Source organism: Pedobacter nototheniae, from assembly GCF_004335085.1.
Lineage (GTDB): Bacteria > Bacteroidota > Bacteroidia > Sphingobacteriales > Sphingobacteriaceae > Pedobacter > Pedobacter nototheniae.
In genome coordinates, this window is the sequence record NZ_RQRS01000001.1 from 191795 (window position 1) to 204021 (window position 12227).

8 protein-coding genes are annotated in these 12227 nt (G+C 33.2%); 7 read left to right on the forward strand and 1 reads right to left on the reverse strand.

Translation table 11 applies throughout. The annotated features are described in order from the left end of the window. Positions 1-15 precede the first annotated feature (15 nt). The 3 genes from EHC72_RS00910 (at position 16) to EHC72_RS00920 (ending at position 2963) form a co-directional block, all read left to right on the forward strand. Positions 16-477 (forward strand): hypothetical protein, encoded by a 462-nt coding sequence (locus EHC72_RS00910; RefSeq protein WP_131535595.1) that lies wholly within the window; start codon positions 16-18, stop codon positions 475-477. A gap of 156 nt (positions 478-633) precedes the next feature. Continuing rightward, on the forward strand, positions 634-897 hold the full coding sequence (locus tag EHC72_RS00915) for a hypothetical protein (RefSeq protein ID WP_131535596.1): 264 nt from the start codon (positions 634-636) through the stop codon (positions 895-897). 884 nt (positions 898-1781) lie between these two features. After that, entirely contained in the window at positions 1782-2963 is a 1182-nt protein-coding gene (locus EHC72_RS00920; protein ID WP_131535597.1) for a TlpA disulfide reductase family protein, read from the forward strand. A gap of 14 nt (positions 2964-2977) precedes the next feature. On the opposite strand, the gene EHC72_RS00925 is transcribed toward EHC72_RS00920, so the two are convergent. Further along, positions 2978-3667, reverse strand: a complete 690-nt coding sequence (locus EHC72_RS00925; RefSeq protein ID WP_131535598.1) for a response regulator — start codon at positions 3665-3667, stop codon at positions 2978-2980. Positions 3668-4143: 476 nt separating this feature from the next. Between EHC72_RS00925 and EHC72_RS00930 the strand changes: the two genes are divergently transcribed. From EHC72_RS00930 to EHC72_RS00940, 4 genes are all read left to right on the forward strand, one after another. Next, positions 4144-5586, forward strand: coding sequence for a helix-turn-helix transcriptional regulator (locus EHC72_RS00930; protein WP_131535599.1), 1443 nt, complete (start codon positions 4144-4146; stop codon positions 5584-5586). A 198-nt stretch (positions 5587-5784) separates the two neighbouring features. After that, positions 5785-5979 carry a GEVED domain-containing protein gene (locus tag EHC72_RS23265; protein ID WP_394346872.1) on the forward strand — a complete coding sequence of 65 codons (195 nt, stop codon included), beginning with the start codon at positions 5785-5787 and terminating at the stop codon, positions 5977-5979. Positions 5980-6905: 926 nt separating this feature from the next. Then, the gene (locus tag EHC72_RS00935) at positions 6906-10097 is read left to right on the forward strand and encodes a SusC/RagA family TonB-linked outer membrane protein (protein ID WP_246029349.1); all 3192 of its coding nucleotides are present in this window, start codon (positions 6906-6908) and stop codon (positions 10095-10097) included. Positions 10098-10133: 36 nt separating this feature from the next. Continuing rightward, complete coding sequence (locus tag EHC72_RS00940; protein ID WP_131535601.1) at positions 10134-11927, forward strand: RagB/SusD family nutrient uptake outer membrane protein; 1794 nt, start codon at positions 10134-10136, stop codon at positions 11925-11927. The last annotated feature ends 300 nt before the right edge of the window (positions 11928-12227 follow it).

The window sequence follows — 12227 nt, forward strand, 5'->3', positions numbered from 1 at the left end:
TAAAATTTTAAAATAATGAAAAAAATTTTAATCGTCGTGTACATTCTCGTTATGCTGATACCAATAGGCGTAATAATATATTTTGTCGGTGGTGTCAGTCGGCAAACGCCACCTATTCAAAGTTATGAATACCAGGGAAGTGTAAATGAACTAATAATAGATATTGATAGATATTCAAAGTTAAGATCCAATGGCAAATATTTCATAACCGATACAGTTGGGAATGTAAAAGATGATTATGCAATCAGATTAACCATAGAATTAAAAGCTAATAATAATATAATTGAATTCGGTTTAAAACTAGAACCTCAAGGAAAGGCAGTGAGATCTAAAACGAATGTTTATTTAACTAAAGCCTATAATAAAACATTAATTTCTGGTGGATACCAAGCTGAAAGTGTAGGAATCAAACCCCTTGTTGATTTTTTCAATTCCGATTTCGTCTCTAAAATAAAAAGGCTTCATAAAATTGAATAGATTCTAATGAGTAGTTATTTATTTGTTTTCAGGCTTATCATTTAAAATGTTTGGATCAGGTAGTGTTGGTTATACTACTTTGATTGGAACCCCAACTTTTGGCAAGCCAGTAAATATTAAAGAAGATTGGCAGCCTCATACATATGATTTCGGATTATGAGAATAAAAAAAACAATTTCAGCGGAAAGTAAAATAAAAGTATCCTTATTAATGGATCGAATAAATTTACGGTTAAAAGAACAGGGGTATATTATTACGGGTATTACTTCAAACTCTTTGTCCTTTAAAGATGACAATTGGGAAATTCGTTCCAAAGATAAAATATTTAAAAAAGTAGATAAAGGAGAATTTGAGCTTTTTGAATCTAACGACGATTTCCAATCAAAAATAAAATACACATATTATGTATCTTTTTTCTAGAGTTAATTATTACAATAGTTGTAGCAATAATTAGTTTTTATCAGAGTTTTTTTATTTTATTAATTTTGCTGCCATTTCTCATGCAATTTATAACCAGAATTGCTGCATTACATAATGCAAGTAATGAATTTCTTGCACAAATAATAGACTAACCTTGATTAATAGGTAATAAACAAGTTTTCTAATAGTCTATTTCATGAGGTATATCCGTTTAATCTAACATAAAAGATGATATCATATGATTATTAGGATACTTTGCGTAAACCAGTTTGATTGACCCCATTCCACTAATTTTAAAGTATGGGGAAATTAACTGTAAACCAGTTAATTGCTAATTACGTGTTTTTGGTGAGATGGGGTCAATGCTTTGTGGTTTTTCCATTTATACGCTAATCTTGTTTACCATGCTGAATAATTCCCACTGCTGGTGTAGCGTGAGTTTTAGCGTTTTCGCTCCTGCAAGCCCGTAGCTCTTACTAAAATAGATAAATTAAAAGCCTAACAATTTAAAATTATTGTGCTTTGTTTATTTGGCGAGTTGCTGTACATGTCATAAGTTACGTTTTTTCTTGTAAAGGAATTTCGATTTTGGTATTCTTGCTATTGTAAATGCGGTTGTTAAGTCTGACAAAAGTCTGCCAGCAATCCTTTAAAAATAGTGAAATTAGAAAAGTAAAAGCCCTCTCAGAATATCAAAAAGGCATCTACGGAGAAGTTTTAAGCGAATTTTTTAATCCGATATTCTCCACCCTTAAAGGCCGATTTATTCATTTAGATTGGTCTTTTTTATTTGCTTTTCTCTTCGTTAAAAAAACCTTAATCTATTTTTATAACTGTATGTATTTCATATTATTAAAGGTATACTTGTTGTAAAATAAACCCAAATGAAAAACAGCTTTAAATCTATTCTATTTCTATTAAACGTACTGCTATTTGTTTCTATAAATTCCTATTCACAGGATAAAAAAGATGGAAATTTTAATATAAAAGGCACTATAAAGGGCCTCGACAAAGGAACAGTTAAGCTAACCAGATACGGTGATGCCGAAGCGGTGGATAGTGCTGTATTTCAAAATGGTACATTTAACTTGACAGGAAAAATTAATCGGGAAGAAGTAATGCTAATTACCATTAAACCTGGTAATTGGTCTACTGATGTGTTTGTAGATAAGGGTATTATTGTTTTAAATGCTGATACTGCTGGTGCTGTACATCGTGATTATACCAAATACGGTGGTAATAAAGAGGCTTCACTTATTAATGTTGTGTTTAGTGGCTCAGATAATCAAGCAAGGTATAATAGTTACATGAACAATCCCGAAAGGTTAAAGTTTAATGCTGAATATGTATTGTTGCAAAAGCAGTACCAAGCAGAAAATGACGAAAATAAGAAAGGTAGGTTAGACTCAGCAATAAATAAAATAACTGTAGAAGCGGGCATATGGAAAATGGAATGGATTAATAAACTTATAGCTGAAAATCCTAATTCTATTATTGGGCCATACTTATTGAATATTTACTATCAAAGAAATCAAACAATGCCATTAGCAGATCTGGTTACCTTTTTAAGTAAGTTTAAAGGGGCTGCTAAAAACTCATTTTACTATGAATCGATTGCAAAAGATGTTGACCTAAGACAGTTATTGACACCTAGCAATGTAGCTCCAGATTTTACACTTTTAAAAACAGATAGTACGTCGCTCACCCTTTCAGCAGCGAAAGGAAAATACATTTTGATTGATTTCTGGGCAAGTTGGTGTAAGCCATGTAGAAATGCTATTCCACATTGGAAAGAGGTTTATCAAAAATATCATTCTAAAGATTTCGAAATTATTAGTGTTTCATTAGATAAGAAAAGATCAAACTGGCTTTCGGCAATGGATGAGGAAAAAATGCCCTGGTCTCAGGTAATCGACGAATATAACCAGAAAGGACTTGGAAAAACAGGGACTGCATACAGAGTAAATTGCATTCCTTTATATGTTTTACTGGATGAAGAAGGTAAAATTTTGATTTATTTAGGAAGTGAAGAGAAAATAGATACAACTAAAAAGCTATCAGGATAAAAAAATAATCAGCTTTATAAGCACTCTTCCATGTTTTCAAATTTTAAAGGTGCTTCTTCTGGATTTGTTCTGTTCATGGCCATTAATTCTCCTTTGCTATTAATGTTAAGTTTTTTATAGATTCTTTTAATATGTTCTCTAACCGTGTTGATAGAAATATTTAATCTATATCCTGTTAATTTATAGCTTAAACCTCTATTTATAGCATTTACAATTTCATTTTCCTTGCTTGTAAGTACAGAAAATTGATAAGTTTGAAATTTTATAACCTCAAATATTTTCTTAATTAATAAAGGACTGATATATAAACAACCTTCCATTACTTTAATAACAGCCATTAAAAGCTCATCGTTGCTAACTCCTTTTTTTAGATACCCTTTAGCACCAAGTTGTATAGCTTCAATAATGGCGTAACTGTCATCATCTTTAGAGTATACAATTACTGCGCTTTTAGGGAAATGTTTAATTAATTGATTTAAACCTTGATAACCATTAAAATCAGATGCATAATTGTCGAAAAAGATAACATCAGGTTTAAATAGCACATCCTTTAAGCTCGTTAAATCTTTTAAACCTGTTAAAGTAAAATTGAAACGGAAGGTAGGATGCTTGAAACCTAAAAATGCAAGCTTAAGTGTATTAATGATGTTTGGATCATTATCAATAAGTACTATTTGTAGTTCTTTTAAGGTTTTTAAAGGCATGGATGACAAGTATAATCCTTTGTAGTTCTTTTAATTTTTATTAATACAAAGAACCGTCAACTTATACTTAAAATAAAGGGTGGTGGCTACCTACTTATACCCATTGGATGCCTAATAATATTCTATTTATTTTTTTTGAGATGTACTATTCAAGTAGTCTTACTTTCTTAAAAAAATAAGATTAATTTCTGTTGTTTAATTCTTGGATTATTTGGGTAGATTTAGGTATTTAATTTTTTTTCTTTAAAACAGATTATTTATAAAATTAAGTGTAACATTTTTGTTAATTTAGACTCTTATAAGTATCCTCTTCAACTATTAAAACATAGGCTCGCATTTATCCCAAACATTGCCTGAAAAATATTAAGTTTTGATCCAAATTAATGGGCGAAATAAAAAAAATGTGCCACTATATCGGTTGCATTTATTGAAATTTAAGTTTATCCAATTCAATCGCATAATGCGTTATAAATGTTATGAAGTTATTTGTTTTTTTAATATTGATTTACAGTTCATTATCAGTTTTGGGGCAAGGAACAAAGCCCGATTCCTATCTTAAAAAAAGAATAGATAGTTTACTTTCTTTGCTTGATAAAAACAACTCAGTTGAAGAGTCTGTAGAATTAAATCATCGAATACAAAAACTTTGCCTGTCAGTTGATTATCCTACGGCGTCTGTTCGAAGTAGTGTTAGCTTGGGGAAAAAATTATTTGAGTTTGGGCGATATAACAAGGTGTTAGAATTAGCCGATCAAAATATTCAAACTGCATTGAAATTAAATAACCCCATGCTTTTATCGAAGCTTTTTGCGATGAAAGGTGTAAGTTATACGAAATTGGGATTTTTTAAAGAGGCAAGGGTATCAATGGATCAGGCAGCATCATTTGCAGAGAAAATTCCAAATGCTGACGAATCTCATGCGCATATTGGTATTGCTTATTCAAATATTTCTCACATACTTCAAGCAAGCAAAAATTCTTCAGATAGTATATTATTTTATCTCAGTCAAAGTGTCAAAGAATTTCAAAGGGTTAGCAATAAATCAGAGTTAAAAAGTGGTGGAATAATTGCACTTGATAATTTAGGATTGTTTTATCTGAGTATTAATAAGTGTGATTCTGCGGAAAAATATATCCTTTTGGCAAACCATCTTTCTAGTCATTACGATGAATCAAAGTTTATTAGAATCAAGATTCAAACCATTCAAAATCTAGGTACTTTATATTTTAAGAAAAAAGAATATCAAAAGGCAATCACAGCTTATGAGAATGCACTTAAAATGGCATTAGTATCGAGAATGACAGAGCAGAAAAAAGCCATATATGAAGGAATGTTTGAAGTTTATGGTGCGATGAAAAACAAGGAAATGGAAAATGTATTTCTGAGAAAATATTCAATGCTTGCTGATAGTTTAAATGAAGAAGATAAATTACAAATAAAAGAAATAGCCCTGCTTAAACCTGAGGAAGAAATAAGGTTAAGTACGGTAAATATAATTCTTGTTATATTTATTGGAGCGAGCATTTTTCTTATTTTTTTTCTATTAAGAAAGCAAACTCAGTTTGTTAAAAAAACATATCTCGAAGAAAACGACAATACTAAATTAGTTGCTGAACATGGTGATTCAGAAATTTTGAATGAAATTATTAATCTCGCAAAAAAAAATGATCCCACGTTTCTTCCAAAATTTAAAGCCTTTTCTCCCACATTTATTGATAAACTTTTATCCATTACCCCAGATTTACTTGTTTCAGAACTTGAAATTTGTGTTTTATTAAGGCTAAATTTTGAAACAAAAGAGATTGCTCGATATGGAAACTTTTCTGTAAAAGCTGTACAAGGAAAAAAACATCGGATTCGTAAAAAATTAAAAATTACCTCAAGGGAAGACCTTCACTTATGGATGACAAATTTGTGAAAGCTTGAGTAGCCTTTTATTAACAATGGGTAGTCCAGATTATTGGAAAATATAAACTCTAAAAGCATTGGGTAGTAGTGAGGGTTTACACATAGTTTTAGGTGCTTGGATCTTTGCTTTTTAAAAGAAATAACTATCCTTTTGTTTTTTCATTTATTTCTGTCAAAAGTATTGTCTCTCAGATAGAAATGTTCTTATATTTCTGGCTGGATTGATTTTGACCAGAATGGTATTTTTGATGATAGTGAAAGAGTAACAGTTTCGGCACCTGCAAATCAAACATCAGTAGACCTTACATGGATAATACCAGCAAATAGAGTAAATAAAAATACTTATGTGCGTGTTTGCGTTATGGGAAATCAAAGATTGATGTTTCTTCGCCAACTGGTATAGTTACTGGAGGAGAGGTAGAAGATCATCTAATCATAATCCAAACTCCAATGAGAACAAACCCAATGTTGCCAAGTAAAATATTATAGCATTCTCCTTATAATTCTTATTAAGTATTTCTCTTGAGGGAAATCATTTCAACGTTGGCTAATTTTTAAGCGATTTTAGGCATGTATAGGTGTGTTTTGGGGGGATGTGGGTAGGTTAGAAATTTCTTTTCTGGCTGAATTAATAAGTTATTTGACATATGGGATTTGCAGAGATACTATCGCTGCTTATTTTGTTTTAGTTAGTTTAATGATTAATTGCGGTTAGGTGGATGCCAACCGTAATTTTTTTTAACAATCAAGTTTTCCCTCCTTAAGCATAATCTACAGCAGTATTAATTTTGCCTATATAGTTTTAAATAATTGTCATCAATTTTTTAAGATAAATCATATACCCCTTAGTTTTTCTATATTCAAAAAAGCCATTTCAATAGTAAATTTTTAAAAATTCCTTTCGTATTTGCAACGTTTAAAGGGTATTTATGATAAATCGGCACGCTATTAATTGGCAATTGTGAAGAAATCTAGCTCTAAACCCCCAATTTTTATTCAAAATTCATGTTCTATAACATTACATAATGATGTGATGGATTGGCTTAGTGAGTTAAAACAGCTCTAAAAAAGTGCCTTAATAAACAGTATAGGCTGTTTTTTATTTATTACGTCAATGTTAATTTATTGAATAAATGAGCGGTGAATTAATTAACATGTAATTGATATTCAGGTGTTGAAATGCAGATAGTTTAGCGGCAAAATACAATGTCTGTATTTTAAATAATCAATTTCAATTAATTAAGGATGGAAAAAAATTACCTGTTATTATTACCTCTCGGCAAGATAATAAAGAAAAGATGCTCACTGTTTTGGATGATTTGCTTTTTTTTGATAACTACGAGTGCATTTGCTCAAAATATTACACTTAAGGGGAAAGTTATAGATGGTGAAAGTAAGGAAACTTTACCAGCAGTGAGCATTCTTATTAAAGGCACTAAACAAGCTACCACAACCGATTCTAACGGAGCTTTTAGCATAAGTGTTAAGCCTGATGCCATACTTATTTTCGCTTATGTTGGCTACAAAAGACAAGAAATTACATTAAATGGTCAAACTCAACTGAATGTAACGCTTTTACCAGAAAACGCAGGACTTGAGGAGGTTCTTGTTGTTGGTTTTGGTACAAAGAAAAAAATAAATGTAGCTGGTGCTATCGATCAAATATCAGGAAAAGATTTAGAGTCACGGCCTATTTCAAATGTTATGCAGGGTTTGCAAGGTATTAGTCCGGGTTTAAATATTACTTATAAAGGTGGTGGTCCTGGTACTACGCCGGATATTAACATCAGGGGGATGACTTCCATCAATGGTGGTTCTCCGTTGATTGTAATTGATGGTATTCCGGCAGCAAACAACGAAGATTTGTTAAGACTTACACCTTCTGATATTATTTCACTTACTGTATTGCGTGATGCTGCATCTGCTGCTATTTACGGAGCTAGGGCTGCTTTCGGAGTAATTTTAGTAACAACCAAGCAGGGTTCGGTTGATCATCAAACCATCAGCTATAGTACATTGAGTACCTGGGGCAAACCTACAATTTTACCTCAGCCCATCACCGATCCTTATATCTACGCCAGAACTGTAGAAACAGCTGTAGATAATACCCCCTGGAATAATTCAACTTATTCTGATGAGTATCTAAAATGGGCAAAAGAACGTTCTGATAATCCAGCTTTGCCCGATACCCGTGTTGATATTAAAGATCCATCAAAGTGGGCATATATGGGAAATAACGACTGGTATAAATATTTTTTTAATAGCGCTAGCTTCTCTCAAAACCATAGCTTAACTTTTTCTGGCGGTGCTAACATAAATAACAAGCCATTAACTTATTACTTATCTGCAAATTATACTAAGGAAAATGGAATGAATAAACTATCGGATGATTTTTGGGATCGTTACGCTTTAAGACCAAGAGTTACCTTTACACCTTTAAATTGGCTTAAAATTGATAATAACCTTAATATTTATCAAACAAAACGAGCGTATCCATTTACCGATATTACAGATCTTTATTACCTAAAACCAACTGATGTAGCAGTAAATCCTGATGGTACATGGGCAAATACAGGTGCAGGAAGATTGGCTGCTAAACTAACGGATGGTGGAAAAAATCTTGAAACTACGTTTGGCTTTCAGAATATAAGTAGTGCAACCGCTACATTTTTAAAAGGCGATTTAGTTATTAATGGCGATGCTTCATTTAAAAGGGAACTTTGGCGGTATTCTAAAAATGCTAAAAAATACAAAATTGGATATGGCCCTAATGATGTGCGAGAAGAAGGAAGTTTGAGCAGCGTAAGTGAAAGAAACGGATACTTGGATCATAATGCATTTAACTTATATAGTACCTACAAAAAAACAATAGGCAATCACTTTTTTAGTGCAATGTTAGGTTATAACTCAGAAGATTATAATTATTCTGAAATCACGGCATCAAAAGATGGTCTTATATCTTCTTCATTGCCATACATTGCGCTAACCAACGGTACAGCTACAACAGGTGCGGCCTATAGATCTTATGCAACAACCAGTGGATTTGCCCGTATAAACTACACCTATAAAGAGCGCTATATTTTAGAAGCTACTGGCCGATACGATGGCTCATCCAGATTTCCTATCCAAAAGCGTTGGGGGTTTTTCCCTTCAGCATCTGGAGCGTGGATAGCTAGTGCTGAAGATTTTTTTAAACCTTTAGCTCCGGTACTTTCTACTTTTAAATTACGTACATCTTATGGTTCCTTAGGCAATCAAGCAATTAGTTCTGATCCTCCACTTCGTGATTTCGGTTATATTCAATCGCTGGCAACAGATGCATCCAAATATATTATTGGCGGCATTGGGCAGAGTCCTATTATAAAAGGTGCGCCCGGTTTGTTGGTTGATCCAAATACCTATACTTGGGAAAAGGTATCAACCTTAAATGTAGGAACGGATATTGGTCTTTTTAAAGATAAGTTTCTATTTGCATTTGATTATTTTATTCGCAATACAAGCGGAATGCTTACTGGCGGACAGGAATTGCCTGGTGTACTTGGAACTGCAGTGCCCAGACAAAATAGTGCTGATTTAAGAACAAAAGGATGGGAGTTATCTGCCACCTACCATGATCGTTTTATAGTTGCTTCTAAACCTTTCGGATTTCAGGCAAAAATATCGCTGGCGGATTCGCAAACAGAAATTACAAAATTTCCTAATGAACAGCAATTATTTTCTGGTGATTACAGGCCTGGACAAAACATTGGAGAAATATGGGGACTTGAAAACGATGGTTTATTCCAAAATAAAGCCGAAATAGCAGCTCTAAACGAAACCAGTATTATTCCGTGGGGTGCTTTAACCATTGTACAGGGTTGGCCAAAATACAAAGATCTGGATGGAAATGGCAAAATTGAAAAGGGTTTAAGTACGCTTGATCCTAAAGATTTAAAGGTTATTGGAAATAGCAGTAATCGCTATACTATTGGTGCTAATTTTAATATGGATTGGAATGGATTCGATCTTTCTATATTCTTACAGGGCGTTTTAAAAAGAGACTTTTATCCTCATCACTATTTGTTTTGGGGTCCTTATCAACAGCCTTATGCTAACGTTTACCCTTGGAATCTTGATTATTACAGAGCAGCGGCCGATGCGCCACAAGTTAGAGCACAACACTCTGCTTCATATATTGCTGCCGGATTAGCCGATGCCAACACCAATTCAAATTATCCGGTTTTACAATCATGGCTTGCTGATAATAATTTTGGCAGCGGATTAGATATTCCACAAACAAAGTACATGTTAAACGGAGCTTATTTAAGAATTAAAAATATTTCACTGGGTTACACTTTACCTTCAAAGTTTACAAATCGTTTCAAAATAAGTCGTTTACGTGTTTTTGTTACGGGCGATAACCTTTACGAATTTTCAGCCATTAAGAAATACATCGATCCTGAGGCTGTAAATCAAGGAGCAACTGCATGGGCCTATCCTTATCAAAGGAAATATGCTATTGGTTTAAATTTAGACTTTTAACTCCCTCTCGCATTTAATTATTTAAAAATATCAGTTATGAAGAAATATAACATCATATATACCTTATTGGCATTTACCTTATGCTTTGCCGCTTGTAAAAAAGGCGATCTCGATCGCCTTCCGCAAACCAGTATATCGCCAAGTCTTTTTTTTAATACCGAAAACGATCTTTCATCATATATTAACGGTTTGCTTTCGCAACCAGATAGGGGCAGCTATTTAAACGATCAGAGTAGCGATAATGTTTCTACAACGGCTGCTGTGGAAGTGAAACTTGTTATGGGTGGAAAAACAACTGCACAAAATTTAATAGTGGGTTGGGATTGGGAACGATTACGAAATGTAAATTATTTTTTAGAAAACTGTAATCATGCAATAGTTAGTAATGACATTAAAAGGCATTACGCTGGATTAGCAAGATATTATCGGGCAATGTTTTATATAGATAAAATTAAGCGTTTCTCTGATGTGCCTTGGTATTCCAAAACTTTAAACCCAGGCGATGCAGGTTTACTGAAAGCGAGCGATCCACGTGCCTTAGTTGTTGATAGTGTAATGGCTGATTTAGACTTTGCCTATAAAAACGTTAAAGAAAGCGTTCCTACAGGTACGCCAGGTAAATGGGCGGTAGCTGCATTTTATGCAAGGGCAGCACTTTATGAAGGTACGTATCGTAAATATCATCCAGAATTGAATTTATCCGCTAGTGCAAATACATTTCTTCAGGCTGCGGTTAATGTTTCAAATGATATTATGGCTTCTAAAAAGTTCTCTATTTATTCTACTGGCAAAACAGATCAGGATTATGGAAATTTATTTACCAGTCAGGATTTAACAACCAACCCAGAGGTAATTTTGGTTAATGTTTTTGACCAGACCAAAAATAAAAGTCAAAACGTAAATAGAACACTATTTGGAGGTTATGAGCAAGCGCCAGCCAAAGATCTTATTCAATCTTATTTGATGAAAGATGGCAGCCGTTTTACAGATATTCCAAATTACGATAAACTGGGTTTTGTACAGGAGTTTCAAAATCGTGATCCCCGTTTAAGTCAAACAATGGCATACCCCGGATGGATAATGAGTCCAAACAGTACACCATATATTCAAGAATTAAGTAGAAATTTTACGGGATACCATCAACTAAAAGGTTATGTAAATAGCAAAGATGATGCAACCATAAACAGTGTCGATTTTCCTGTGTATCGCTATGCGGAAGTACTATTAATAAATGCTGAAGCTAAGGCAGAGTTGAATGTTTTAACCCAACAGGATTTGGATTTATCCATCAATTTGATTAGAAAAAGGGTGGGAATGCCAGATTTAAACATGGTACAGGCAAATTCTTCACCCGATTTAAAATTGCAACAACAGTACAATAATGTTAGCGGTAACGTGGGCATAATTTTAGAAATAAGAAGGGAACGCAGAATAGAATTTGCCTTCGAAAATACCAGGTACGATGATTTAATGAGGTGGAAAGCCGGTAGCTTACTAACAAAAAGCCCCGAAGGGATGTACTTTGCAGGTTTAGGGAAATATGACCTTACCGGTGATGGTATACCAGATATCATTTTAATTGATGCATCTGCTTCTATTCCTGCTGAGGATAAGAAAGAAAAAAATACACTAGGCACCAAGTTAATTTATTACCGAACTGGATTAATTGCTTCTGATGCAGCTGTTTGTCTTCAAGATGTAAGCAATGGTGGAAATATTGTAACCGAATCGGTAAAGCGAAATTTTATAGAACCGCAGTATTATTACAGACCAATTCCACAAAATCAGATTGTATTAAATCCTAATCTGAAGCAAGTTTTTGGCTGGTAAAAACGATTAAAAAAGCAATTAAGGTAGGTGTTAACTCTAAGATTGAGTGGTATTTACTTTAATTGCTCTTTAGTATCCAAATGAAATAGTTTATAACTCTAAAATAGAAATAACCTTTAAATCAAAAAACATGGAAAAAGAGATGAAATCGCAAAAGTTTTCTGGTAAATTAACTAGAAAAGAAATGAGAGAAATTAACGGTGGCGCAACCGTTGTAACAGTTAATTGTGTATGCACCGATAAATATAAGCGTGTACGGTCTGCTGTCGCGTTCGATTGTGGCGTCTCCTGTTATACTGC